The sequence below is a fragment of the Sinomonas soli genome, assembly GCF_054782415.1.
This window is the reverse complement of the sequence record NZ_BAAGSN010000006.1, coordinates 106845-132100: the sequence shown is the minus strand read 5'-3', so window position 1 is coordinate 132100 and position 25256 is coordinate 106845. Positions and strand designations below refer to the sequence as shown.

The 25256-nt window shown below is 72.7% G+C and carries 26 protein-coding genes; 20 read left to right on the top strand and 6 right to left on the bottom strand.

Annotated features, from left to right (window positions below):
* Positions 1 to 9 precede the first annotated feature (9 nt).
* On the top strand, positions 10 to 447 hold the full coding sequence (locus ACYVKZ_RS06255) for a flagellar hook assembly protein FlgD (protein ID WP_460991204.1): 438 nt from the start codon (positions 10 to 12) through the stop codon (positions 445 to 447).
* Positions 448 to 511: 64 nt separating this feature from the next.
* The gene (locus tag ACYVKZ_RS06250; RefSeq protein WP_460991203.1) at positions 512 to 1687 is read left to right on the top strand and encodes a flagellar hook protein FlgE; all 1176 of its coding nucleotides are present in this window, start codon (positions 512 to 514) and stop codon (positions 1685 to 1687) included.
* Positions 1688 to 1743: 56 nt separating this feature from the next.
* Here the strand turns inward: ACYVKZ_RS06250 and ACYVKZ_RS06245 are convergent, their stop codons facing one another.
* Entirely contained in the window at positions 1744 to 2997 is a 1254-nt protein-coding gene (locus ACYVKZ_RS06245; RefSeq protein ID WP_460991202.1) for a phophatidylserine decarboxylase associated domain-containing protein, read from the bottom strand.
* Between the two features lie 697 nt (positions 2998 to 3694).
* On the opposite strand from ACYVKZ_RS06245, the gene ACYVKZ_RS06240 reads away from it, so the two are divergent.
* The 16 genes from ACYVKZ_RS06240 (at position 3695) to ACYVKZ_RS06165 (ending at position 16299) form a co-directional block, all read left to right on the top strand.
* Positions 3695 to 3985 carry a flagellar FlbD family protein gene (locus ACYVKZ_RS06240; protein ID WP_307005774.1) on the top strand — a complete coding sequence of 97 codons (291 nt, stop codon included), beginning with the start codon at positions 3695 to 3697 and terminating at the stop codon, positions 3983 to 3985.
* Positions 3986 to 3997: 12 nt separating this feature from the next.
* A complete protein-coding gene (locus ACYVKZ_RS06235; RefSeq protein ID WP_460991201.1) occupies positions 3998 to 4798 on the top strand; it encodes a motility protein A in 801 nt (266 codons plus the stop codon).
* The gene (locus ACYVKZ_RS06230) at positions 4795 to 5592 is read left to right on the top strand and encodes an OmpA/MotB family protein (RefSeq protein ID WP_460991200.1); all 798 of its coding nucleotides are present in this window, start codon (positions 4795 to 4797) and stop codon (positions 5590 to 5592) included. The genes ACYVKZ_RS06235 and ACYVKZ_RS06230 overlap by 4 nt, the downstream gene beginning before the upstream one ends.
* Positions 5593 to 5683: 91 nt before the next feature.
* Positions 5684 to 6172 carry a hypothetical protein gene (locus ACYVKZ_RS06225; protein ID WP_460991199.1) on the top strand — a complete coding sequence of 163 codons (489 nt, stop codon included), beginning with the start codon at positions 5684 to 5686 and terminating at the stop codon, positions 6170 to 6172.
* A gap of 119 nt (positions 6173 to 6291) precedes the next feature.
* Positions 6292 to 6591: a hypothetical protein gene (locus tag ACYVKZ_RS06220; protein ID WP_460991198.1), complete on the top strand. Its 300-nt coding sequence runs from the start codon at positions 6292 to 6294 to the stop codon at positions 6589 to 6591.
* A gap of 132 nt (positions 6592 to 6723) precedes the next feature.
* Entirely contained in the window at positions 6724 to 7719 is a 996-nt protein-coding gene (locus ACYVKZ_RS06215; protein WP_460991197.1) for a flagellar motor switch protein FliM, read from the top strand.
* Positions 7716 to 8405 (top strand): flagellar motor switch protein FliN, encoded by a 690-nt coding sequence (gene fliN, locus ACYVKZ_RS06210; protein WP_460991196.1) that lies wholly within the window; start codon positions 7716 to 7718, stop codon positions 8403 to 8405. Before ACYVKZ_RS06215 ends, fliN begins: the two co-directional genes overlap by 4 nt.
* Positions 8406 to 8849 (top strand): flagellar biosynthetic protein FliO, encoded by a 444-nt coding sequence (fliO, locus tag ACYVKZ_RS06205; protein ID WP_460991195.1) that lies wholly within the window; start codon positions 8406 to 8408, stop codon positions 8847 to 8849. It abuts the gene before it with no gap.
* Positions 8846 to 9724: a flagellar type III secretion system pore protein FliP gene (fliP, locus tag ACYVKZ_RS06200; protein WP_460991194.1), complete on the top strand. Its 879-nt coding sequence runs from the start codon at positions 8846 to 8848 to the stop codon at positions 9722 to 9724. Before fliO ends, fliP begins: the two co-directional genes overlap by 4 nt.
* Positions 9721 to 9996, top strand: a complete 276-nt coding sequence (fliQ, locus tag ACYVKZ_RS06195) for a flagellar biosynthesis protein FliQ (protein WP_460991193.1) — start codon at positions 9721 to 9723, stop codon at positions 9994 to 9996. Before fliP ends, fliQ begins: the two co-directional genes overlap by 4 nt.
* Positions 9997 to 10003: 7 nt before the next feature.
* Positions 10004 to 10762, top strand: a complete 759-nt coding sequence (locus ACYVKZ_RS06190) for a flagellar biosynthetic protein FliR (RefSeq protein ID WP_307005786.1) — start codon at positions 10004 to 10006, stop codon at positions 10760 to 10762.
* Complete coding sequence (locus tag ACYVKZ_RS06185) at positions 10762 to 11967, top strand: EscU/YscU/HrcU family type III secretion system export apparatus switch protein (protein WP_460991192.1); 1206 nt, start codon at positions 10762 to 10764, stop codon at positions 11965 to 11967. Before ACYVKZ_RS06190 ends, ACYVKZ_RS06185 begins: the two co-directional genes overlap by 1 nt.
* The gene (locus ACYVKZ_RS06180; RefSeq protein WP_460991191.1) at positions 11964 to 14000 is read left to right on the top strand and encodes a flagellar biosynthesis protein FlhA; all 2037 of its coding nucleotides are present in this window, start codon (positions 11964 to 11966) and stop codon (positions 13998 to 14000) included. The genes ACYVKZ_RS06185 and ACYVKZ_RS06180 overlap by 4 nt, the downstream gene beginning before the upstream one ends.
* Complete coding sequence (locus ACYVKZ_RS06175; protein WP_460991190.1) at positions 13978 to 14982, top strand: hypothetical protein; 1005 nt, start codon at positions 13978 to 13980, stop codon at positions 14980 to 14982. Before ACYVKZ_RS06180 ends, ACYVKZ_RS06175 begins: the two co-directional genes overlap by 23 nt.
* Before the next feature lie 36 nt (positions 14983 to 15018).
* Positions 15019 to 15264, top strand: a complete 246-nt coding sequence (locus ACYVKZ_RS06170) for a carbon storage regulator (protein ID WP_460991189.1) — start codon at positions 15019 to 15021, stop codon at positions 15262 to 15264.
* A gap of 168 nt (positions 15265 to 15432) precedes the next feature.
* Positions 15433 to 16299, top strand: a complete 867-nt coding sequence (locus tag ACYVKZ_RS06165) for a sigma-70 family RNA polymerase sigma factor (protein WP_460991188.1) — start codon at positions 15433 to 15435, stop codon at positions 16297 to 16299.
* A 43-nt stretch (positions 16300 to 16342) separates the two neighbouring features.
* Here ACYVKZ_RS06165 and ACYVKZ_RS06160 read toward each other — a convergent pair whose 3' ends face one another.
* Positions 16343 to 16966 carry a hypothetical protein gene (locus ACYVKZ_RS06160; protein WP_460991187.1) on the bottom strand — a complete coding sequence of 208 codons (624 nt, stop codon included), beginning with the start codon at positions 16964 to 16966 and terminating at the stop codon, positions 16343 to 16345.
* A 157-nt stretch (positions 16967 to 17123) separates the two neighbouring features.
* Between ACYVKZ_RS06160 and ACYVKZ_RS06155 the strand changes: the two genes are divergently transcribed.
* Entirely contained in the window at positions 17124 to 20117 is a 2994-nt protein-coding gene (locus ACYVKZ_RS06155; protein WP_460991186.1) for a transglycosylase SLT domain-containing protein, read from the top strand.
* Between the two features lie 184 nt (positions 20118 to 20301).
* Here the strand turns inward: ACYVKZ_RS06155 and map are convergent, their stop codons facing one another.
* The 4 genes from map to ACYVKZ_RS06135 all read right to left on the bottom strand — a co-directional run bounded on the left by map (position 20302) and on the right by ACYVKZ_RS06135 (position 24310).
* Positions 20302 to 21084, bottom strand: a complete 783-nt coding sequence (gene map / locus ACYVKZ_RS06150) for a type I methionyl aminopeptidase (RefSeq protein ID WP_460991185.1) — start codon at positions 21082 to 21084, stop codon at positions 20302 to 20304.
* A gap of 28 nt (positions 21085 to 21112) precedes the next feature.
* Entirely contained in the window at positions 21113 to 22117 is a 1005-nt protein-coding gene (locus ACYVKZ_RS06145) for an FUSC family protein (protein ID WP_460991184.1), read from the bottom strand.
* Positions 22118 to 22253: 136 nt separating this feature from the next.
* A complete protein-coding gene (locus ACYVKZ_RS06140; protein ID WP_460991183.1) occupies positions 22254 to 23597 on the bottom strand; it encodes a HAMP domain-containing sensor histidine kinase in 1344 nt (447 codons plus the stop codon).
* Complete coding sequence (locus ACYVKZ_RS06135; protein WP_460991182.1) at positions 23594 to 24310, bottom strand: response regulator transcription factor; 717 nt, start codon at positions 24308 to 24310, stop codon at positions 23594 to 23596. The genes ACYVKZ_RS06140 and ACYVKZ_RS06135 overlap by 4 nt, the downstream gene beginning before the upstream one ends.
* Positions 24311 to 24479: 169 nt before the next feature.
* On the opposite strand from ACYVKZ_RS06135, the gene ACYVKZ_RS06130 reads away from it, so the two are divergent.
* Entirely contained in the window at positions 24480 to 25250 is a 771-nt protein-coding gene (locus tag ACYVKZ_RS06130) for a hypothetical protein (protein WP_460991181.1), read from the top strand.
* The last annotated feature ends 6 nt before the right edge of the window (positions 25251 to 25256 follow it).

Genomic DNA, 25256 nt, shown 5'->3' with positions numbered 1-25256 from the left:
AAGGCACCCATGAGCACCAGCCCCATCGGCTCCGTCGGAAGCCCCATCGGCCCCGTCGGGAGCACGAGCCTGACCTCGTCGGCCCCGGTCCGGGCCCCCAAGCAGACCATGGACTCGACGGTCTTCATGGACCTGCTCGTCACGCAGCTGAAGAACCAGGACCCCAGCTCGCCCATGGACACCAACGCGATGATCAACCAGACCACGCAGCTGTCCATGATGGAGAAGCTCACCCAGCTGGCCACGGACAGCGCCCAGGGCCTGAGCATGCAGCAGCGCGCCGCCGCGGCGGCCCTCATCGGCAAGGCCGTGACCTACCTCGGCGCGGACGGCACCGCCGCCGTCGGCACCCCCAGCAGCGTCTCCTACACCGGAGCCGCGCCGACGGTGACGATCGGCGGCACCTCGGTCCCGCTCGAAGCGATCACCGGCATCGCCGGCGCCTGACCCCTCCTGTTTTCCTGACCAGCCCCGCCCCGCCTCCCTTACCGCCCGACGAAAGGCAGCCACCATGCTCCGCTCGCTCTACTCCGGCATCTCGGGCCTGCGCGCCCACCAGACCATGCTGGACGTCACCGGCAACAACATCGCCAACGTGAACACCACCGGCTTCAAGGGCTCCTCGACCCAGTTCGAGGACACGCTCTCCCAGCTGACCCAGGGCGCCAGCGGGCCGCAGCCGGCCACCGGCGGCACCAACCCGGCGCAGATCGGCCTCGGCGTGAAGGTCGCGGCCGTCACCACGAACTTCACCCAGGGCTCCGCGCAGACCACCGGCAAGGCCACGGACATGATGATCGCCGGCGACGGGTTCTTCATCACGAGCCGCGGCGGACAGCAGCTCTACACCCGGGCCGGCTCGTTCGGCTTCGACGCCGGCGGACGCCTCGTGGGGCCCGACGGCGGCATCCTCCAAGGCTGGACCGCGAACGCCGCCGGGGTGGTCAACACGGGCTCCCCGATCGGTGACGTCACCCTCTCGCCCACCGCCACGATCCCCGCGGTCGCCACGAGCCAGGTCGGTGTGGACGGCAACCTGCCCTCCGACGCCGCTGCCGGCACGTCCCTCGAGCGGGACATCAAGGTGTTCGACGCGAACGGCACCGCCCGGAACCTCGCGCTGACCTTCACGAAGACCGCCGGCGGGTGGGACGTCGCCGCCGCCGACGCCGACGGGGCCACCGGTGCCGGCACCCTCGCCTTCGCGGGCGGCAAGCAGACGGCGGGCGGCACGCTCGCCGTCGGCGGCATCACCGTGGACCTCGGCCCTGTGACGGGCTACGCGGGGATGACCACCGTGGCCGCCACGAGCCAGAACGGCTCCTCCGCCGGCACGCTCGAGGCCTTCACCCTCGGCTCTGACGGCTCCCTGATCGGCTCCTTCAGCAACGGCCTCAAGCAGACCGTGGGCCGGATCGCCCTCGCCAAGTTCACCAACCCCTCCGGGCTCGAGAAGGCCGGCGACTCCTCCTACACGGTCACCGCGAACTCCGGCACGGCCCAGATCGGCCAGGCCGGCGACCCGGGGTTCGGCACCCTGGCCGGTGGCGCGCTCGAGATGAGCAACGTGGACCTGTCCCAGGAATTCACCAACCTCATCGTGGCCCAGCGCGGCTTCCAGGCCAACGCGCGCATCATCACCACCTCGGACCAGGTGCTCCAGGAGCTCGTGGACCTCAAGCGCTAAAAAGGACGGGAACTGCAGAAGTCCGCGGGGCAGCCCGGCTGCCGGACGGGCCCGGCCTAGGTTGTCCGCTCCCCGGCGCTGGCAGCGGTGGCCAAGTGGGAGCGGACGTGGACGGGTGTGGCGGCGGTCTGCGGGATGGCCTGCAGGGCGAAGGACTCAACGGCGCCGGGCCGGAAGAGAAGGCACTGGGTGGAGCCGCCGAACTGGAAGTATCCGAGTTCCTCGCCCTTCTCGAGGTGCTGTCCGGGGACCACTTGCTCCCCGATGACGCAGGAGGAGACCTCGATCATCCCGACCGGCACGACGGCGACGAGCCCGATTGTCGGGTTGTCCGCCTCGATGAGGATGATGGCGCGGCTGGCGACATGGGCCAGATAGGCCTGGGAGTTGGTGGGTTCCACCGCGTCCGCGCCCTCCGAGTCGGCCTCCGAGAAGTACGTGCCGGGCTGGACGTAGGCGCGGACCACGGTGCCCGAGACTGGGCTGTGCCAGCGGTGGTAGTTCGTGGCGCTGAGGAAGGCCTGGTGGACGGTCCCGCCGACGAACTCGTCGACGGCCGGGTCGTCCGCGAGCAGGTCCTCGAGCGAGTAGGGCTGGCTCTTGACCCAGAACTCGTCCCGGCGCTGCACACCGGTGCTGAGCTTGTACGGCGTGGACTCGCAGGCGCTGACGATGACCCGGTCGTCGTCGGGGCGGTCCACCGGCCGCTGCCCGTCGGCGAACCGGCGGGTGAAGAAGTCGTTCCAGGAGGTGAATCCCCAGTGCGGGTCGTCGGGGTCGTGGGCGAACTGGTTCATGCCCACCACCCGTTGGGCCGTGTCGCTCTTCCAGCCCGTGTCCGAGTCGTTGAGCACATACAGCGACTCCTCGCTGTCCAGGAAGGCGCACCAGGCGTTGAGGATGTCCTTGAGGCCCTCGTTCACCCGCGGGTCGCGGTAGAACGCGAAACCGGCGGCCGTGCCCGTGGTCCAGTCGAGGATGCCGGCCATCGGGGTCGTGACCATCGACCCGTCGCTGAACTCCGGCGCCGTGGTCAGGACGGCGTTGACCAGGGACAGCATCTGCTCGAAGCTGTGCAGGTGCCGCTGCTGATACGGCTTCGAGGAGGGCACCTGCTCGATCATCCGGGTCGCGTACATGCGCAGGGTCGGGTCCGACGTCACGAGCCGGCGGAACCGCTGCACGGCCGGATGCCACTGGGTTTCCGCCTCGGAGCCGGCCGTGCGCTCGGCATGACCCTGAAGCCATGCCTCGAGGTCCTCCTGCCCGGGAAGCCATCCGCCCTGCTGCTTGTGGTCCTGTTCCGCCATGGTCCTCGTTCGTTCCTAAGGGACTGCCTCTGCGTGCGGTCCGATGAGTGATGGACGCGCGGACGCGCGCCGGGTCTGCGAGCACCCGTGGGCTCCAGCCGAAGAGGGCTTACCCGACGGCTGCGTCTCTGAACCCAGACGGGATGCTGACAGCCTCCGGGCACGTGGGACGGGTTCGCCATGCGCGGCGACGATGTTGCCGGTCTTCTCGGCGTGGAGCTCGAGGAGCCCGACGGGGCGGTCGCCTGGGCGAGGGCGGCGGCGTGGGCGACGTCGGCGGGGATGTGCTCGACGGTGACAACGACCCGTCCGGCCCTGTCAGCGATCGCGGGCGCTCTGGGTAGACACGGTGCCAATCGTGCGACGGCCACTGACCCTTGCTGTGCCAGTCCGCATGCGCGCACGTGCGGGAGGCGTCCGGCTGGCGCCCGGTCCGGAGGGAGGCCATTGGCCGGCCGGGGCGCCTTCCGTGCCCCCGGGCCGTCCGAGCCTCCGTCCGGATGTCATCAGATGCTGGGCAGCCAGTTTCGGCGTCGAAGCCTCGTGGGCCGTTCCACATGGAGGAGACAGCGCTTCCCCCTCCCGAGGCAGGAGCCACTCCTTTGCCGACCAAAGCAGCGGCCTTACGCCGCGGACAGGGCGGCCGATAGTGGGGGGCGAGGCCGCGAGCCTCGCCCCCGAGCAGAAGAACGGCCCCATGATCGCAGTCACCCGCCTCAACGGGTCACGCTTCGCAGTCAACCCAGACCTCATCGAGCGCGTGCAGGAGAACCCTGACACGACCCTCGTGATGGTCGGTGGCGCCACCTACGTGGTGCGGGAGAGCCTCGCCGAGATCATCGGGCTCATCGCGGACTACCGCGCCCTCGTGCTCGCCACAGCACGCGGGCTCACGGTGGGCCAGGGGCAACAGCTCAGCCTCGTGCGGGGGACAGCGGAGAACGATCCAGGCCCGGGGGCCACGCCCCTGCGCCCCACCCAGCGCTAGGAGAACACCACTATGGACCCGTCACTCATCGTCGGACTCGTCCTCGCGTTCGGGTCCGTCGTCGCGATCGTGTCGATGGAGGGCGCGAGCGTCACGGCCCTCATCCTGCCCCCGCCCATGATCCTCGTCTTCGGGGCCACCATCGCCGTCGGCCTCGCCGGCAACACCCTCAAGGACACGCTGCGCGCCTTCCGGGCCGTCCCGCGGGCGGCGACCGGCCGCGCCCCGAGGCCGCAGGAGAGCATCGACAAGATCATCGCCCTCGCGGAGAAGGCGCGCGCCGAGGGCCTCCTCTCGCTCGAGGCCGAGGCCACCGACACGAAGGACCCCTTCCTCTCGCGCGCGCTGCAGAACGTGGCCGACGGCACCGACGCCGAGGAGCTGCGCATCATGATGGAGGACGAGATCGGCACGAAGTCCCGCGCCGACCACGCCGACTCCAAGTTCTTCGCCGCCCTCGGCGGCTACGCCCCCACCATGGGCATCATCGGCACGGTGGTCTCGCTCACCCACGTGCTCGAGAACCTCTCCGACCCCACGTCACTGGGCCCGATGATCGCCAGCGCGTTCATCGCGACCCTGTGGGGCCTGCTCTCCGCCAACTTCATCTGGCTCCCGATCTCGGCCCGCATCGCCCGCCTGTCCGAGCTCGAGATCGAGCGCATGACGCTCATCATGGAGGGCATCCTGGCCGTCCAGGGCGGGGCCCAGCCCATGCTCCTCGCGGACCGCCTCCGCGCGATGGTCCCCGAGCACCACGTCAAGGACCGGGGCAGGGCGGACGCGAAGGAGAAGATGAGGGCCGCCGCGTGAGCCGACGCCGCACCCCGCGCAAGCCCCCCGAGCCCTTCCACGTCGACGAGCGCTGGGCGATCTCCTACATGGACATGATCACGGTCCTGTTCTGCCTGTTCGTGGTGCTCTACGCGATGTCCACCGTGGACCAGAACCGGTTCGAGAAGCTGCGCAACTCCCTCGCGACGGGCTTCGGCACCACCGTCACCCAGAAGATCGACACCGCCACCGGTACCGTGGTCCCGCCGGACAAGGCCAGCAAGGACACCGAGGGCTTCTCGAGCCTCGCCCTGGCGACCAAGGAGGTCGAGAGGCTCACGGCCCTGAAGGAGCAGATGACCGCGCGCCTCGACGCGAAGGGCCTCCTCGGGGACGTGCAGTTCACGATCGACCAGCGCGGGCTCACCGTGCGTCTCGTCGGGTCGCAGACGTTCTTCAGCCCGGACAGCTCGGCGCTCACCCCGCGCGCCGTGGGCGTGCTCGACGCGATCACGCCCGTGATCGTCCCTACGCCGCTGCACGTCTCGGTCGAGGGGCACGCCGCGAACCTCATCACGGGCTACCCCTCGGTCTGGGAGCTCTCCTCCGAGCGGGCCACCAAGGTGCTTCGCGTGATGGTCGAGCGCGATGCGCTGCCGGGCGCCCGGGTCGGCGCCACCGGCTACGGCTCCTCCCGGCCCGCGAACACGGGCACGAGCGACGCCGACTACGAGCAGAACCGCCGCGTCGACGTCGTCGTGCTCTCCGACCAGTCCGAGGAGGTCCGGGCGCTCATCCCGGAGGCGCTCAAGGCGCGGGCGGCGCAGAAGTAGTCAGGGCAGTTCGACTCTGGACCACGGCACCGGCAGCATGCAGAATCAGTGCTCCACGGAGGCGAGCGGTGCGCGACGCGAAAGGTGCGCGATGAACGGACCCAGCGAGGAACTCCGCGCCGAGGTCGAGCGGCGAATCGACTCCCTCGAGCGTGAGCTCGCCGAGGCGGACCAGAGGCTTCCTGACATCAGCGCGTGGGTCGGGGAGATCGAGGAGGACGTCGTCCGGCTGGTTTCGCGGGTGCTGGAGGAATGCCGGCACGACGTCGAGTCCGACGGGCGGCTGACGGCAGGCCGTGCGGCCCTGGACCGCGACGGCGCCCTGGGCGTCTACGCGGCGGTCCAGGCGTGGGCGGCCCTGGCGTCCTACGTCGTGGCCCGTGTCTATGCGCCGAGGAGTCCGTGGCACCACGGCCTGGCGACCGCCGCCACGAAGGTGGTCGCCGTCCTCGGCTCGATCGCCGTCGTGCTGGCCGGCCCGCTCCGCCCCGTCGCGGCAGCGCTCGGCGCGCAGTCCTCCACCATCGGCACCCAGTTCCCCTCGGCGCCGCTCACCGTCAGCCTCACCTTCGCGGCCTAGGTGGATCCGCGCAGGGTGGGCGAGCGGACTCGAGGACGTGCGCCGCCGGCGGTTTGGGGACGCCGTGGGCCGGGAACGCACTGGGGGTACCACCGGAACGGACAGTAGGAGGCATGGCGATGACTGAGGAAAAGCCCGAGGCCGACGCTTTCGAGCAGGCCCTTCCGGCGGAGCCGGCCGCGCAGGCCGATCCTGTCGGCAGCCCCCCGGTGGAGGCGCCGGAGGCGGACTACGCGGAGCAGCACGCCCCGGTCCTTGCGTCCGAGGAGACCTCCCGGCCCCGGATGGACGCCGAAGCCTCGGAGGCTGACCTGCTGGAGCAGGCCGAGGGGATTCCGGGCAGCGACGAGGACTACCCGCCCGGAGCCGAGGAAGAGGGGTACCCCTCCGCCGGAGAAGACGAGGGACCCGAAGAGTAGACGGGGGAGGGGCGGGCTCCGGGACGAGCCCGCCCCTCCCGCTTCCCCAGTGCTCTGGCAGGGGCCGGCGGTCGCTGCCGGCCTCGGCCAGAGCCCCTTACCGCCCGTCCCCGCCTGCCGATAGTGAAGGGCGTGACTGCGCAGGACCTCGGCATGCCCCAGGCCAGAACCGCCGAGCCGTACGACTTCCGGCGTCCCACCACTCTCGCGCGCGAGCACAGCCGCATCCTCGAGGCGGCCTTCGACTCGTTCGCCCGCCAGTGGGGCACCCAGCTGACCGCGAAGGTCCGCACCAAGTCCACCGTCACCACCGAGTCGCTCCTGGTGCAGACCTATGACGAGTACGTGGCGTCCCTGGTCCCCGTGACCACCATGGTCCGCTGCGTCCTCGGTGAGCACCACGCCAAGATGGTCGTCCAGTTCCCCACCCCGGCCGCCCTCGGCTGGGTGGCCCGGATGCTCGGTGGCCACGTGGACAAGGCAGGCCTCGAACGCAAGTTCACCCCCCTCGAGCACGCGCTGGTGAAGAACCTCGTGGACGAGGCGCTCGACGTCCTCGCCTACTCGCTCGGCCCCCTACTGCCCGACACGGCCAGGGTCGAGTCCATCCAGCACAACTCCCAGTTCGCCCAGGCGGCAGCGACCGCGGACCTCATGGTGGTCGTCGCGTTCACCGTCCGGGTGGGGGAGTCCGCCACCGCGGTGACCGTCGCGATCCCCGCCGACGCGCTGCTGCCGCAGCTGGGCGCCGTGAACCCGGTGGCCAGCGCCGAGGACGCCCCCCAGCTGGTGCGCCGCCAGCTCGCCGAGGTGCCCGTCGAGGTCGCCGTCCGGCTCGCCGAGGCGACCATCACCCCTGAACAGGTCCTCGCCCTGGCCGTCGGAGACACCATCCCGCTGCCCCACCACGAACGCGAGCCGTTCCGCGTGAGCGTGGGCGGCCGGGACCTCGCCCAGGCAATGGTGGTCCGCAGCGGGTCCCGGGCCGCGGCCCGCATCGTCGCGCTCACCGCGCCACCGCCCGACGCCGCGCCCCAGGGGCCGCCCGCAACGCCCGCCTCGCACCCTGCCGCACCCCACCCCGCGGCATCCCACCCCGCCGTCGCCATCAAGGAGTACCGCCCGTGAGCACCCCGGCCCGCACCGCCTCCGCCGCCGAGCAGCTCGCGGCCGCCCTCCCCGTCCCGGGCCTGCGCGTCTCCGGACCGGCCGTAGGGGTTTCCGCCCCCGTGGCGGCCGTCGTCTCGGCCTCCCTCATCGGGCCCGCCACGGCCGAGATCGCGCTCGGCCTCGTGGACACCGGCTTCGTCGCCGAGGCGGGCGGCGGCCCGGCCGCGCGCACGACGGCGGTGCTCCGGCCCGCGCTCGAACGCGCCGCCGCGGCGCTCGGCGACGGAGTCCTGTCCGAGCTCGTCGAGGGCGATCCTGCCGGGCTCCTCACCGGCGGACCCGACGCCGACGGCGTCGCGGTGTACGAGATCTCCGACGGCGCCGCCCCCTTCGGCTGGTTCGCCGTGCGGCTCGCGGACGAGGCCTGGCAGGCCGAGGACCCCGGGACGTTCGCGGACCGGCTCGGCCGCATCCAGGACGTGGAGATGGCGCTGACGGTGGAGATCGGCCGAACCCGCATGAGCATCCGCGAGGCCCTCGCCATGGAACCGGGCAAGGTCATCGAGCTCGACCGCTCGGCCGGGGCGCCCGTGGACGTGCTCCTCAACGGGCGCCGGATCGCGCTCGGCGAGGTCGTCGTCGTCGACCAGGACTACGCCGTGCGCATCTCGCGGATCCTCGACACCGCCGAGGCCCAGCGCTGAATGGACTCGCTCATGCTGGGCCTGCGGGTCCTCGTCTCGCTCGGCGCCGTGCTGGGGGTCATGTGGCTCCTGTACCGGCGCCTGCGCCGCGGGCCGGCCGCGGCCAAGGGCAGGCCCCTGAGCGTCGTCTCCCGGCAGAGCGTGGGGCCCAAGGCCTCCGTGGTGCTCGTGGACACGGACGGGAAGCGGTTCATGCTCGGCGTCACCGAGCACGGCATCAGCATCCTGCACACCGCCGAGGCCCCGGCCCCGGAACCCGTGGAGGCTGAGGGCACCGCCGCCGCGACCCGCCGCGCGGCCCGCCACGCGGCGTCGTTCGACGCCGAGCTGGCAGCCCAGCAGGGACGGCTCGCCGAGCAGCCGGCGCCGCTGGCCGGCTCCCTCCTCGATCCCGGCACGTGGCGGCTCGCAGCCGGCGCGCTGCGCGCCGGGCGCCGGCCGTGACCCTCTCGCTGGACGCGCGGAAGGGGCGGGTGCCCTCGTGGGTGCCCCGCGCCGTCGTGCTCCTCGCCCTCGCGGCCCTCGCCGCGATCGCGCTCCTCCTCGCAGGCGCCGCGGCGGGCCACGCCGCCGGTCTGCCGCTCGAGCCCGCCGGCCCGGCCGGCCCCGGCGACCCGACTGCCCCCGCCGCCCCCGGCGGCAGCGGCGGACTGACCCTGCAGATCAACACGCCGGACAACGCGCCATCCTCCGCGGTCGTGACCCTCATCGGCATCACGCTGCTCTCGGTCGCGCCCGCGCTGCTGCTCATGATGTCCTCGTTCACCAAGATCTTCGTGGTCCTGGCGATGACCCGGAACGCGCTCGGGCTCGCGTCCGTGCCGCCCAACCAGGTCCTCGCCGGCCTGGCCCTGTTCCTGTCCCTGTTCATCATGTGGCCGGTGGTCAGCGACATCAACAATCTCGCCGTCCAGCCCTACCTCGGCGGCCACCTCGACTTCGGCCACGCGTTCACGGCGGCCAGCGGGCCGCTGTCCAAGTTCATGGTCGCGCACACGCGCCAGGAGGACATCGCCCTCATGACCCGGGCGGCCGGGCTCGAGAACCCCGCCAGCCCCGCGGCCACCCCGCTGCAGACGCTCATCCCCGCGTTCATGATCTCGGAGCTGCGCTCGGCGTTCATCATCGGGTTCGTCATCTTCATCCCGTTCCTCATCATCGACCTCGTGGTCTCCGCCGCGCTCATGTCGATGGGCATGATGATGCTCCCGCCGGTGATGATCTCGCTGCCGTTCAAGATCCTGCTGTTCATCCTCGTGGACGGCTGGGGGCTCATCATCACCGCGCTCATCCAGAGCTACCACGGAGGCCCCTCGTGAACACCTCCGCGGTCCTCGACATCCTCCTGCAGGGCCTCCTCGCCGCGGCGAAGCTCTCCGCCCCGGTCCTCGTCACCGCCCTCGTGGTCGGGCTCGCGGTCTCCCTCGTGCAGTCGATCACCCAGCTGCAGGAGGCCACCCTCTCCTTCGTGCCCAAGGCCGTGGCCGTCGCCGTGGCCCTCGTGGTCTGCGGGCACTGGATGATCTCCGAGATGGTCTCCTTCACCAACGACCTCTTCGCCAGGCTCCCCTCCCTCCTCGGATCGGTGTGAGGGCCGCATGGACATCCCCATCGACCAAGGCTGGATCGAGGCCGTCATGCTCGCCGCCGTCCGCATGACGGCATTCCTCTTCATCGCCCCCCCGTTCTCCCACAACGCGTTCCCTGCCCGCATCAAGGCCATGCTCGGCGTGGGGCTCGGGCTCGCCGTGTCCTCCCGGGCGGCCGCCGGGCGGCAGCCGCTCGACACGGCCGGCTTCGTCACCGGACTCGTCCTCGAACTCGTCACCGGCCTCGCCCTCGGCTTCCTCGTCTACCTCGTCTTCGCCGCGCTCCAGGCAGCAGGCTCCCTCATCGACCTCTCCGGCGGGTTCCAGCTCGCGCAGGGCTACGACCCGCAGAGCATGGTCAACGGGGCCCAGTTCACCCGGCTCGTGCAGATGGCGGCCCTCGCGCTCCTGTTCTCCTCGGACGGCTACCAGGTGGTCCTCGCGGGCCTGACCGGCAGCGTCACGGCCATCCCGCTCGGCGGCGGCCTCGACCTGGCCAAGCCCGTGGCGGCGATGGCCACCGCGGCGACCGGCATGTTCGTCTCCGCCGTCCAGATCGCCGGTCCGCTCATGGCGGTCCTCTTCCTCGCCGACGTGGGGCTCGGCCTCCTCACCCGTGTCGCCCCCGCCCTCAACGCGTTCCAGATGGGCTTCCCGCTCAAGGTCCTCATCACGCTCGGCCTCGCCGGCGTCATGTTCCTCGCCCTGCCCCGGGTCGTCGCCGCGCTCGCCCAGCAGGCCGCCTCCCTCCTGATGGGGGTGAGGTGATGGCGGACTCCCAGGAGCGCACCGAGAAGGCCACCGACAAACGCCTGCGCGAGGTCCGGTCCAAGGGCCAGCTCTCCCGCTCGCAGGACCTCACCGCGTGGCTCGCCGTCGGGGTCGGGGCCATCATGCTCCCCTCCACCGTCTCCCGCGCCGCGGACGCCGGCGCCGCCCAGCTGTTCACCGCTGCCTCCGTCGCCGCTAGCCCCGATCCCGCCAAGGCGGTCGCGGCGCTCACCGACGGGTTCGGCTCCCTCGCCGGTACCGTCGGGCCCCTCGTCGCGGCCGTCTTCGCCGCGGTCCTCGCCGGCTCCGCCCTGCAGGGCGGCGTGCACGTGAAGCGGTTCAAGGCCTCGTTCGAGAACTTCAACGCCGCCCAGGGGCTCAAGCGCATGTTCGGCGTCCAGGCCCTCTGGGGCGGGGTGAAGGCCCTCGCGAAGACGGCCGTGGTGGGGCTCGTGCTGTGGAACGTGGTGCAGGGCCTCGTGCCCGTCCTGCTCTCCGCCGGCGGACTCCCCATCACGGGCCTGCTGGCCGAGGCGGGCAACGGAGCGGCGTCCCTGCTGCAGTTCGCGGTCGCGGCGGGGGTCCTGCTCGCCATCGCGGACGTCGCGGTCGTGATGCGCCGCAATCGCACCAAGACCCGCATGACCAAGCGGGAAGTCAAGGAGGAGACCAAGACGAGCGAGGGCGACCCGCTCGTCCGCTCCCAGCGACGCTCCCGGCAGCTGGCGATGTCCCGCAACCGCATGATCGCCGCCGTGGCGAGTGCCGACGTCGTCCTCGTCAACCCAACCCACGTGGCCGTGGCCCTGCGCTACGAGCCCGGCAAGTCCGCCCCGCGCATCGTCGCGAAGGGCGCCGGAACCGTCGCCGCCCGCATCCGCGAGGAGGCCGAGAAGGAACGCGTTCCCATGGTCCGCGACGTCCCGCTCGCACGGGCCCTGCACGGCACATGCCAGCTCGGGCAGGAGATCCCGCTCGAGTACTACACCGCGGTCGCCGGCGTCCTCGCGTTCGTCATGGCCCTCAAGGCCCGCGGCGCCGCGGCCGGCGTCCACACCGTCCCGCAGCGGCCGGCGGTGCCTTCCGGCCGCCTGGTGCCTGGTGCCCCGCCGGCCCTCCCTGTGCCACCCATGCTTGCCGTCCCACCCATGCCTGCTGTCCCACCCACACCGCCCTTTCCGACCCGAGGAGCCCCGCTGTGAACCGCACCCTCTCCCGGCTCGCCGTGCCGATCGGGATCGTCGGCATCGTCCTGCTCCTCGTGGTGCCCGTCCCGGCACCGCTGCTCGACGTCCTGATCGTGTGCAACATCCTGCTCGCGCTGGTCATCCTGCTCACGAGCATGTTCGTGAAGAAGCCGCTCGACTTCTCCGTGTTCCCCTCCCTGCTGCTCGTCGCGACCCTGTTCCGGCTCGGCCTCAACGTCGCCTCCACGCGCCTCGTGCTCGGGCAGGGCTTCGCGGGCCAGGTCATCGCCGCGTTCGGCAAGGTCACCGTGGGCGGGTCCCTCATCATCGGCGCGGTCGTGTTCGTGATCCTCGTGGTCATCCAGTTCGTCGTGGTCACCAAGGGCGCCGAGCGCGTGGCCGAGGTCGGGGCCCGGTTCACACTCGATGCCATGCCGGGCAAGCAGATGGCCATCGACGCCGACCTCAATGCCGGACTCATCACCGACGTCGTGGCCCGCCAGCGGCGCGCGGAGGTCTCCGCCGAGGCCGACTTCTACGGCGCCATGGACGGCGCGTCGAAGTTCGTCAAGGGAGACGCGATCGCCGGGATCGTGATCATCGTGGTGAACATCGTCGGCGGCATCGGCGTGGGCATGGCCCAGCGCGGCCTCTCCCTCGGCGACGCCGTGGGGACCTACAGCCTCCTGACCATGGGCGACGGGCTCGTCACCCAGATCCCCGCCCTGCTCATGGCCGTCTCGACCGGCATGATCGTCACCCGCTCCAACGCCGAGGCGGACCTCGGCCAGGCCGCGTCGAAGCAGCTCTCCCAGTCCCGCAACGCCCTGCTCATCGCGGGCTGCGCCGCCGTGGTCATGGCCCTCATCCCGGGCATGCCGCCGCTGCCCTTCCTCGGCGTCGGCGCCTTCCTCATCCTCGCCTCGCGCCGGGTGAAGCCCGCGGACGACGCCGCTGCTGCCGCCGCCTCCGCGGACGCCGCACCGGAGCCGGACCCGAACCAGCTGCTCCTTGAGCAGATGCGGGTCCATCCGCTCGAGATCCTGCTCGCCCCGGACCTCGTGGACCTCGTGGGCGGCTCGCCGGACGACCTGCTGGCCCGGGTCAAGTCGCTGCGGCACAAGGTCGCCATGGACCTCGGCGTCGTCATCCCCGCCGTGCGCACCCGCGACAGCGTCGAGCTCCCGCCGGCCACGTATGCCATCCGGGTCGCCGGCGTCGAGGCCGGGCGCGGCACCGCCCCCACCGGCAGGCTCCTCGCGCTCGGCGACTTCCTCGACGCGCTGCCCGGGACCGCCATCGTCGAGCCCGTCTTCGGCCTCGCCGGCAAGTGGATCCCCGCGGAGATGCGCCACAGCGCGGAGATGACCGGCGCCACCGTGATCGACCGCGTGAGCGTGCTCGTCACCCACCTGTCCTCGATCGTGACCGCCAACGCCGCCCGCCTCCTCTCGCGCGAGGACGTCCGGGTGCTCACCGAGGGGGTGCGGGCCACGAGCCCGGCGGCGGTCGAGGAGCTCACTCCGGCGCTGCTGACCCTCGCCGAGCTCCACCGCGTGCTTCAGGGCCTCCTGTCCGAGCAGGTGCCCATCAACGACCTCACCCGCATCTACGAGGCCCTCGCGCTGCGGGCCAAGGCCTCCGCCGATCCCGAAGGCCTCATCGAGGCGGCGCGGCTGGCCCTCGGGCCGGCCCTCGTCGCGCGGTTTGCCGAGAACGGCCGGCTCTCCGTCGTCACCGTGGAGCCGGTGCTCGAGCAGACCCTCGTCCAGGACCTGCGCCCGGGGGAGACCGGGACCCAGCTCGTAATGGACCCCGGCAAGCTCGACGCGATCCTCACCTCGCTCAGCTCCGCCGTGGCCGCCGCCGAGTCCGCCGGCAGGGCCGCGGTGCTCGTGTGCGCGCCGATGCTGAGGCCGGCGCTGCGCAGGCTCGTGCCCCACCCGCCCGCCGGCGTTCCAGTGCTCTCCTACGCTGAGGTGACGTCCGCGGAGCTGGCCATCGAGACGATCGGGGTGGTGCGCCTTGGCTCAGCAGTTCCAGCTTAGGGGCGCCTCCCTCGAGGACCTCGCCCGCGAGGCCCTCCAGACCTACGGCGCCGCGGCCCGGATCGTCCGCGCCGAGCGCGTCCTCGACAGCGGTCTCGGCGGCTTCCTCGGACGCCGCCACATCGAGGTCACGGTCCACGTCCCCGACGAGGGCGGGCTGCCCACCGCGGCCGGTGCCCCCGCCCTGCCGCATGTGCTCACGGCCCGCACCGGGATCGCCGCGCTGCTGGAGGAGGCCGAGAGCGCCGAGGACGCCCTCCGCACGGTGCGCGCGCCCCCCGGGCGCCACGACCCCGGACCCGCCGCCGACCCCGCTGAAGGCGGCGCTGCCCGCGGCCCCGGTGGTGCCGGGGCGCCTGCCGCGGACCGGCCGCACCGGGCGGTCTCGACCGAGGCGACCGGCTTCGATGCGCTCCTGCAGCGGCTGCGCCGCGAGGTCGACGCCGGCGCGGTCCCCACGCCGCTGTCCGCCGCCGGCGATCTCGTCCTGGTCCTCGGGATCGGGGGAGCGGCGGGCGCCGTGGTCCAGTCGATGGCCGAGCGCGCGGGGGCGGCCGACCAGCAGGGGCCGGCGGAGCACCCCGGCCCGGAGGCGGGGTGGGAGCTGTACGGGGCGGGCGCCGTCGGCCTCGCGGACCGGCCGCACCTCGACGGCCGGTGGGATGCCGTCGCGGCGCGCGCCGCCGCCGTCGAGGAGGACAGGGCCGTCCTCGTGGCCTGCTCGCTCGGCCTGCTCGCCGACGGGCTGCCCCACCTCGAGGCCGCCGCCGAGCTCGCCGCCGACCAGGTCTGGCTCGTGGTGGACGCGCGCCACAAGCCGGAGGACACCGCGGAGTGGACCGATCGGGTGCGCGGCACCCTGCCGGTCGACGCGCTCGCGGTCCTCGGCGCGGGGGAGACCCGCACAGCCCACACCGTCAACCGCCTGGGGATTCCCCTAGGCTGGGTGGACGGATCGCCAGCACCACGGACGGTGCTCTGAGGGCGCCACGCCCGCTACCCACGGAAGGGGAACACCATGCTCGTCCTGACCCGCAAGCCCGGTGAGAAGATCATGATCGGCGAGGACATCGTCATCACGTTCCTCGAGAGCCGAGGCGGCGAGGGCATCCGCATCGGCATCGAGGCACCGCGCCACCTGACGGTCAAGCGCGAGGAGATCTTCGAGGCCGTGGCGGATGCGAACCGCGCCGCGACGCACGCCGACGCCGCCGAGGTGCTGCGCGGCCTGCCCCCTGCGGCGCTGCCCTCCGAGCAGGCCTGAGAGGCCGCACCACCCCTTTTTTTCGCACGTGACACGGCGTGTCATGCGCAGCGAATGGACATGTACAACGTTGTCAGGATAAGAATGTACATGTCCAATGAGGTGACGGCTGGGGTCGTCGATGTCCCTCCATGGGCTTCACGCCGGCTTGGTCTCACAGGGGTGCACGTGGATATCGGAGAGCGCAACAGCCTCGTCCTGCAGAATCTGCCGCTCGTCGGCTACCTGGTCTCCGACCTGTGCGCGCGGGCCACCCACCTCTCGCGCGAGGACATGGCTTCCGTGGGCGCGCTGGGCCTCGTCCTGGCCGCGGACTCCTACGACCCCTCGACCGGCGTCCCGTTCGGCGCCTACGCCCGGCGGCGCATCACGGGCGCGCTCTCCGACGAGCTGCGCTCGCTCGACTGGGCGGGGCGCGGCACGCGCAAGCGCATCAAGGCCGTCCAGGCCACCGCCGAGGCGCTCGCCGGCGGGCTCGGGCGGCAGCCCACCGAGGACGAGCTCGCCACCGCCCTCGGCCTCACCCGCGAGCAGGTGCGGGACAGCTTCGCCGACGCCGCCCGCACCGTCGGTGCCCTCGACGACGCCGCGGAGGCGCTCGTGGCCGAGGCGGTAGCACCGGAGGACGCCGTGCTCGCGGCCGAGCGCACACAGTACCTCCGGGCCGCAGTGCAGGCGCTTCCCGAGCGGCTGCGCGCCATCGTCACCGCGATCTACCTCGAGGGCCGGGCCGTCAAGGACGTCGCCGCCGAGCTCGGCATCACCTCCTCCGCCGTCTCGCAGCAGCGCAGCGAGGCGATGCGGCTGCTGCGCGAGGGCCTCGAGCGGCACTTCTCCGACCGTGAGGCCCCCACCGGGCCCGAGCTCCTCGGGGCGGCTCAGGCCTCGGCGGCCGGTTCGGCGAGGATGGTGCCGTACCTCGAGGCCTTCGCGGCCGCTGCCAACGGTATCCGCCGGGGCGGGCTCCGGCGAGAGGCCGCCTCCATGGCCGCCCGCGCGTTCGCCGGTCCGGCGGTCATCGCCGCCGAGTCGTAGCCACCCGCCGGGCCCTGCGGCCTCTGGCGGCAGCGGCGCCGGCTCAGGCGGCGCCGATGAGCCCGGCGAACGGCGCGGGGCACTCCTTCGGAACCGGGACCAGTTCAAGGCTGATCCCGCGGCCCATGTCGGTAGCCCTCGCCTCGATGCCCAGCTCGACCCGGGGCCGCACGGACACGGGGATCCGTTCGGCGACGACGACCGGGACCACGGTGGTGTGGGGGCTGCGGTGCTGTTCGGCCCGCGCGGCGGCAGACGAGCGGGCCAGCTGGTCCTCGTCGCAGGAACCATGCTGGACGTCGACGGCGTACCGGATCCCCGTGGCCGGGTCGTCCAGGATGAGGCTGTGGATGCCCCGCGGGCAGAGGGGGGCGTGCCGCAGGGCCCCCAGGCCGAGCATGGCCGGGTCCGCGGCGATCTCGTCGCGCAGCCAGTGCGGGCGGATGTCGGGGCGGCGGGCGAGCCTCGTGCTGTCGAGCCGCACCGCGTCCCAGTGGGAGAGGTCTGCGAGGACGGTGCGTCCCGTGGCGTCGTCGGTGAAGCGGAGGCATCCGGTGTCGGTCCTGCCGGCCACCGTGCCGGTGCGCTCCTCGCCCCCGGCGAGCAGCGCGAAGCGGTCGCCTTCCTCCAGCACGATCGCGGCAATGGCAGGGCTGATGTGGCTCATGCGGGCATGTCTCCTCGGTCCCGGGCTGTCCCTCCCGGGCACGCCTGATTGTACATGTCAAAGTGGGGCGGACCGGAAAATTGCCGGGAATGAGTTGTACATGTCAAATTCACCGTAGTATTCGCACTGGAACCAGTCGCCCATGGAGGACTACCCAATGCGCCGCAGTCCGAAGCACCGCGCCGAGCCCGCTGGGAGGCCCAGGAGCGGTGCCCTGGGGGGCCACGCTGCCAAGAACGCGCGCGCCGTCGCCTCCACCGCCGCGTCGCTGGCGGTCGCGCTGGCGCCGTCCCTGCTCGGAGGAGCACCCGCACACGCCGCCCTCGCCGCAGCTGTCACCGCCGGCTACCCGCAGCGCGCGGCCCAGGTCGGTGTCACGATCGTCACCCTGCAGACCAAGGACAAGAGCGCCGCAGACGCCGCGGCCCTCGACGTGACCGCCTACCGCAACGCGGTCGCCTCCGCGAGCAGCTACTGGTCCGCCATGTCCGCAGGCCGCATCAGCCTGCGCGTCACCAAGGTCGTCGCGGGCTTCAAGACCTCGGCCTCCTCGGGCGACGACTTCGCCGCCATCATGAGCACGGTGTCCCGCGAACTCGGCTGGACTCCCGGCTCTTCGACAGTCCTCCTGCTCGCCGTGCCGCGTGACGACGTCCTGGTCTCCGGCAGCAAGGGGAACCTCGGGGCCGGGTGGGCGGCGAGCCAGACCAGCGGGCGGATCCTGCTGCCGCGGCCCTCGAGCTTCACCGGGCCCGTGACCGCGCACGAGATGGGCCACATCCTCGGTGTCGGCCACGCCAACACGCTCCAGTGCAGCAACGGGGCCGTGGACGCCGTCCGGGCCGGGGCACGCTTCGCGGACACCTCCTGCAGCACCCGCGGGTACGGGGACGGCACCGACCTCATGGGCATCTCCCGGTACAGCCAGCCCCAGCTGAACGCGTACCTCTACGAGTACGGGGGCATGGGCCGCGGGGACGAGATCGCCAACATCGGCACCCCCGGCGCGGCCTCCACGTACACCCTCACGCCCTGGGCCGGCGGGGCCCCGCGCCGTGCAGCGAAGTTCAAGGACCCCTCCACCGGCGAGTGGTACTACCTGCAGTACCGGGCGCCGGTCGGGTACGACGCGCCCACGGCGCTGGCGGGCAACCAGGGAGTGCAGATCATCAAGGGGGGCCTCGACGAGAGCGAGTCGCTCCTCATCCCGCCCACCACCAAGCCGTTCTCCGGCGTCTATGCGGCCAACCTCGCCTGGCAGCCGGGCCAGACCTTCACCACGGCCGGTGGCACCCGCGTGAGCATCAACGCCGCCGGCGCCGCCTCCGCGACGGTCAGCATCACCGCCAAGGGGGCTGTGCCGGAGAACGTGGCGGCCCTGATGGACGCGAAGGCCGCGCAGTTCGGCCTGGGGCCGGGCTTCGGCGGCATCGGCACCCTCCGCGACGGCGGCCTCTACCACATGTACCAGCGGGGGGCCGTGGTGTGGACCCCCTCCGCGGGCGCCCGGGTGTCCAAGGGTGCGATCCGTGGCGCGTGGCAGCGGCTCGGGTTCGAGAATGGGTCGCTCGGCTTCCCCACCTCCGATGAGATCGGCGGCCTCAAGGACGGCGGCGTGTACCAGATGTACCAGGGCGGTGCGATCGTCTGGTCACCGCAGAACGGTGCGTTCGAATCGAAGGGGGCGATCCGCGGCGCGTGGCAGCGGCTCGGCCTCGAGGACGGAAAGATGGGCTACCCGACCTCGGGCGAGGCCGGCGGGCTCAGGAATGGCGGCGTCTCCCAGATGTACGAGGGCGGCGCCATCGTGTGGTCGCCCCAGACGGGTGCCTTCGAGTCCATGGGGGCGATCCGCGGCGCGTGGCAGCGGCTCGGCCTCGAGAAGGGCAGGCTCGGCTACCCGACCTCGGGGGAGGTCGGCGGCCTCAGGAATGGCGGCGTCTCCCAGATGTACGAGGGCGGCGCCATCGTGTGGTCGCCCCAGACTGGTGCCTTCGAGTCGACGGGCCCGCTCCGCGACAGGTGGCTGAGGCTCGGGGCCCAGAACGGCGACCTCGGCTATCCGACCTCCGCCGAGATCACCGGCCTGAAGGGCGGCGGCGTCTCCCAGTCCTACGAGGGCGGTGCGATCGTGTTCTCCCCGGCGACCGGAGCCTTCGAATCGGTCGGCGCCATCCGTGCGGCCTGGTCTAGCCTCGGCTCCCAGAACGGGAAGCTCGGCTACCCCACCTCGGGGGAAGCCGCCGGGCTCAGGGGCGGTGGGGTCTCCCAGTCCTTCCAGGGCGGGACCATCGTCTGGTCGCCGAGGACCGGGGCGCACGAGTCCCTCGGGGCGATCCGCGGAGTCTGGACCAGCATGGGTGCCCAGGACGGCGCCCTCGGCTACCCCACGAGCGGCGAGATCGGCGGACTGAAGAACGGCGGCGTCTACCAGCAGTACGAGGGCGGCGCCATCATGTGGTCCCCCCAGACCGGGGCGCACGAGTCCATGGGCGCCATCCGGGCGGCCTGGGGAAGCATGGGCTACGAGAACGGCAAGATGGGCTATCCCACAAGCGGCGAGTACGCGATCAGCGGCGGCGTCGCCCAGAACTTCGAGGGTGGAAGGATCGAGTGGAACAGGAGCTCCGGGATCAAGGTCATCGCGTCGGTGGGTGCGGCCAGCGGGACGGTCACACCGATTCCCACCCCGCCGCCCGCTCCGGCCCCCACGCCGAGCCCTGCACCCGCGCCGACCCCGCCGCCCGCCGTGAACACTGAGACGGCAGCCCAGATCCAGTCCATGGTTCGTCAGACCGCCGTGCAGATGGGCGTCGACCCGGCCCTGGCCCTCGCGGTCGCCGAGCAGGAGTCCAGTTTCCGGCAGAACGTCACCTCTCCAGTGGGCGCGATCGGCGTCATGCAGATCATGCCCGCCAACCGCGACTGGCTGGCCGGGATGACCGGACGTCCCACACTGGACCTGAACAAGACGGCAGACAACATCGCCGGCGGCGTCGCAATGCTCCGGTGGCTCACCGCGGAGGCGAAGAACCTGGACGAGGCCATCGCCGGCTACTACCAGGGGCTCGGATCGGTCCAGAGCCGGGGCATGTACGACGACACGAAGGTCTACGTCGCCCAGGTCAAGGCCCGCATGGCCAAGTTCTGAGGGCCCTCGCTGGCGCGCCGCGCGCCGAGCCCACCGGTGTGGACTCCGCCGCGTGCGGTTTGGCCTCCGGCTCCTCGGGTAACAGGTTGGGCGAGTTCCTCTCCCAACACAGGGTTCTCGACCGCGGGCTGGTAACCCGCCTTCCCGTGGAGGGGCCAGTCCCCGGCCCCTCCACGATGTGTCTCTAGGGGCGGAGGGCCGCCGGCAGCGTCAGGATCTCGGCGCCGTCCTCGGTGATGGCGATCGTGTGTTCACTGTGTGCCGTGCGGCATCCGGTGGCGCTCCGCAGGGTCCAGCCATCGGCGTCAGTGATGAGCTCAGCCGTGTCCTCCATGATCCACGGCTCCAGCGCCAGCAGCAGTCCAGGCCGCAGCCGGTAGCCCCGGCCCGGTCGCCCGCTGTTGGGCACGTGGGGGTCCTGGTGCATGCTGGATCCGATGCCGTGGCCACCGAACTGGGTGTTGACCGGATAGCCCTCGGCACCCAGGACGCCCCCGATCGCGTGCGAGATGTCGCCGATGCGGGCCCCGGCCACCGCTGCCGCGATGCCGGCATCCAGGGCACGTTCGGTGGCCCTGATCATCGCCGTGCTCTCCGGCCGCTCCGACCCGCCCACAAGGAAACTGATCGCCGAGTCGGCGGCGATCCCGTCCTTGGTGACGGCGAGGTCGAGGGTGAGCAGATCGCCGTCGGCCAGCGTGTAGTCGTGGGGCAGCCCGTGGAGCACGGCATCGTTGACGGCCGTGCAGACGTAGTGCCCGAACGGTCCGCGGCCGAACGGGGACGCATAGTCGACGTAGCAGGACAGCGCCCCCGCGTCGGCGATCATCGCCCGCGTCCAGCCGTCGATGTCCAGCAGGTTCGTGCCCGGAGTGCTGCGCGCCTTGAGGGCCTGCAGGATGTCCGCGACGAGCGCCCCGGTGTGCCTCGCCCGCTTCAGCTCCGTGGGGCTCAGGATCTCGACCATGTGATGCCTCTCCTCGTGCTCCTTGACCCTAGCCCATCGCCCGGACGCGGCGGGGCAGTCCCGCGTCGATGAGGACCACCGCGAACCCCACGAGCACTCCCAGGACGGTCTCGACGGCCCGGTCCGCGATCAGCGCCTGCGCCGGCCCGGGCAGCGCGAGCCGCGTCATGAGCAGGATCAGCGGCGTGAAGAAGAACAGGGCCAGGGCATAGTGGCGGGCCATGAAGAGCTCGGTGGGGAACTGCAGCGCAACGACCAGCGCGCCCATGACGAGCGGCGTGGGGTGGAAGGCGAGGATCGCGCCCGTCAGGCCGAGGCCGGCCAGCGTGCCGACCACTCGGTGCAGGCCGCGCCGCAGCCGCCCGTGGAAGCCGGTGGCCGAGAGGGGGACCGCGGCGCCTGCCATGGCCCAGTGGGGGTGCCCGATGCCGAGCGCCAGGGCTGCCAGGCCGGCCGCCGAGACCGCGAGCACATAGCCGCCGGCCCTCCGCGGGGACGGAGGCACCCGGGGCGCCCTGACGGCGCGTCGCACCGCGGCACGGCGCGACGAGGCGCCGATCGCGCTGGCGAACGCGGCCGCGGCGAGGGCCACCGCGGTCGCGATCACGGGGTCGGCGCGGTCGAGCGCGGCACACGCTCCGAAGGCAAAGAGGGCGAAGAAGGGGCCCGCGGGACGGAACCCGACGCGGTCGGCGGCCAGCGAGGCGAGCCCTGCGAACGCCGCCTCCGCGAGAACGAGCGTCCCGGCCGGGGCCTGCAGGGCGGACAGCGCGGATCCGAGCCCGACCCCGGCCACTAGCAGGGCGCCCGCCGCGGACTGGTGCCGCAGCCTGACCGACCGGTTCGTGCCGCGGCCGTACATTCCGGCGAAGCCGCCGAAGACTGCGTCGATCACGAGCTGCGGGTGTCCGGCCACGAGGAGCGCGGCCGTGGGGATTCCCACGCCCAGGACCATCCTCAGGGCGGGCCAGTGGTCCTCCTCCGCGGGGCCGAGCGCCGCGAAGGCGCGCAGACGCGCCACCAGCAGCCGCACTGAGCACTCCCTTCGTTGCCACCGCGCCATCCGCCGGTGGGACACCTGCGTCTGGCGCAGGGCATGGGATCCCTGCTGCCTCCAGCATAGGCGCCGAGGCGTGGCCCCGGTGTCCGGAACGGACCGGCACCGACGGTCAGAGCCCGGGCATCCGCAGTGCGAACGCCGCGCCGCCCTCCGGGGCGTGGCCGGCGGCGAGCTCGGCCCCGAGCCGCGAGGCGAGCCGCGAGGCGATGGAGAGGCCGAGCCCGGTGCCTACCCTGCGCTCGCCGGCGTACCTGTCGCGGAGCGCGCCGCGGTCGAAGGCCCGGTCCACGTCCTCCTCGCTCAGCCCGGGACCGCCGTCCCGCACCTCGAGCACCACGGCGCCGGGCTCCCGGCGGCCGGCCAGCACCACCGGGGCTCCGGCGGGCGCGGCGCGCAGGGCGTTCTCGACCAGGCCGTCCAGAAGCTGCCGGAGCCTCCTCGCGTCGGTGGCGACGAGGAGCGAGCCGGCTGCCTCGGCCCGCATCGCGATCCCGGCAGGCTCCCACACGCCGCGCCACGCCTCGACGACGGCGGGCAGCAGCTCAGCAGCGTCGACCTCGTGGACGTCGATGCGGAAGTCGTCCGCCTCGAGGCGGGCGAGCTCGAGCAGGTCCCGGACGAAGTGGTCCAGCCGTTCGGTCTCCACGGAGAGGGTCCTGCCCACCCGCGGGACCTCCTCGGCCGGGATGACTCCGTCTGCGAGGGCCTCGGCGTACCCCTGGAGGGCCGTGAGGGGGGTGCGCATCTCGTGCGAGACCGAGAGCAGGAATTCGCGCTGGCGTGCCTCGCTCGTCGCGAGCGATCCGTCGAGGGCCGCCAGCGCGTGGGAGACCTGGTCGATCTCAGCCGGCCCGCCGCCGTCGACCGCGACCCCCCGCTCGCCCCCCGCCAGCCGCCGCGCGGCGGAGGCGAGGCGGGTGAGCGGCGTCGCGACCCAGCGGGCCACGAGAGCCCCGCCGAGCACTGCGCACACGAACCCCAGGACAAGGGCCCAGGCGAGGCGTGCCACGAGTGGGCCGGCTGCCTGCGTCACGGCGGAGACCGGCTCGGCGAGGACCAGTCCACCGCCGGCCGCGATGGGCCGGGCCTCGACGACCACGGGGGTCCCAGCGACGATCTCGGTCTGCGACACCGCCCGGCCGGCCCGGACCTTCGCCGCGGCGTCGGCACTGACGAGGCGCCGCCCCGCGCCGGTGACAGTGCCGTCCGGCTGGATGAGCGCGATCCGGCCGGCCTCCCCGAACGCGAGCTCGCGCAGGGAGGCCAGATCGGTCACGCTGCCCGAGGCGCTGAGGGCGGTGGCCTCCCGGGCCAGGCTCGAGCGCGCCTGGTCCACGGCCGCGGACCGGATGAGCTGGGCCCCGACGAGGCCCGCGATGAGCGTTGCGGCCGCGGCGACGGCGGCCATGACCACGGTGACCCGGAAGTGCAGGGACCCGAACCAGCCCCTCACGGGCGCCGGTCCGGGTCTTCCGAGGCGCTGTAGCCCACCCCGCGGGTTGTCCGGAGGGGACTCGCCGCGCCGAGCTTGGCGCGGAGCTGGGCCACGTGCACATCGACGGTCCGGCCGCCGCCGTAGTCCGCCTGGCCCCACACGGCGGCGAGGAGCTGCTCGCGGCTGAAGACGCGCCCGGGTTCGGACATGAGATGGGCGAGGAGATCGAATTCCATCGCCGTCAGGGAGAGGGGCCGGCCGTCCGCCTCGGCCGTGCGCCGCTCGAGGTCGAGCAGGACTGTCCCTACCCCCAGCACGCGCGGCGGCCGAGGGCCGGCCGCCCGCCGCAGCAGGCTCTTCACCCGCGCCACGAGCTCGCGCGGGGAGAACGGCTTGGTGAGGTAGTCGTCGGCGCCGAGCTCGAGGCCGAGCACCCGGTCCACCTCGTCATCGCGCGCGGTCACGAAGATCACCGGCGTCCAGTCGCCGGCCTCCCGCAGCCGCCGGCACACCTCGACCCCGTCGAGCCCCGGCAGCCCGACGTCGAGCACGATCGCCACCGGCCGCAGCTGCCGGACCCGCGCGAGCGCCGCCCCGCCGTCGCGCTCGACGTGCACGCCATAGCCGGCGCGGCTGAGGTAGAGGCGCTCGAGGTCGGCGATCGCGTGCTCGTCCTCGACCACGAGGACCAGCCCCCGTCCCTCGCCGGTGCTGCCGCTGCGATCTTCCACAGGTTCATTCAAACGCACGACGGCGCGTGGCGGCCGCCGCTGGCCGCCGACTTTACATTCCCCGAACATCCGCCGAACACCCCGCTTGCCTGGGTTCGCCATGCTGGGCAGCGGATCGGCGGACAGGGCCGATCCGGGCAGCCCCGACCGCGCTCCGAAAGGCACCATCATGTTCCCCCAGCCAGACCCCGCCACCTTCCCGCGGCGCCCCCGCCGACGCTGGGTCGCCGGCGCCGCCTCCGCGCTCGCCGCAGTGATCCTTGCGGGCGGCGGCACGGCCGTCGCACTCCAGGCCCACAGCACCCCGGTCCCGGCCGCGCAGGCACCCCAGCCGCAGGCAGACGAGTCGCTGGCGGACCTGACCTCGCTCGACGGCCTCGGCGCGGACGTCGCTGCGGCGGACTCTGGAGCTGCTGCCGTCCAGGACGCATCGCTCCTCCAGACGGCAGTCCCCGCGGCGGCGGGTGCGGCGCCGTCGCCGAGCGCCCCTGCCTCCTCCGCGAAGCATCCGGCGAGGGCCGCGCTCCGGCGCGTGCTCGCCGTCGTGATCCGCCAGGACGGGAGCGCCCAGTACGGCCAGCACGCGCAGGCCGTTGCGCGGGCCGCCGCCAACCGCTACCCGGCGGCCTTCCGACACCTCCCCGCGAAGCTCCGCGATGACCTGTGGACCCTGGCGGGGGCCGCGCCCGGGCAGGAGGTCGCCGACGCACAGGCCATCAAGGCGCACGCCCTCGACGGGACCTACGGCGCCGGGATCAAGAAGCTCGCCGAGGCGATCCAGAAGGCGCCGGCCAAGCCGAAGGCCTCCTCCTCGCCGTCGGCTCCTGCCTCGCCCTCGCCGTCGGCTCCGGCGCCGTCGGCTCCTGCCTCGCCCTCGCCGTCGGCTCCGGCGCCGTCGGCTCCTGCCTCGCCCTCGCCGTCTCCCAGCGCCGGGAGCTGAGCGGCT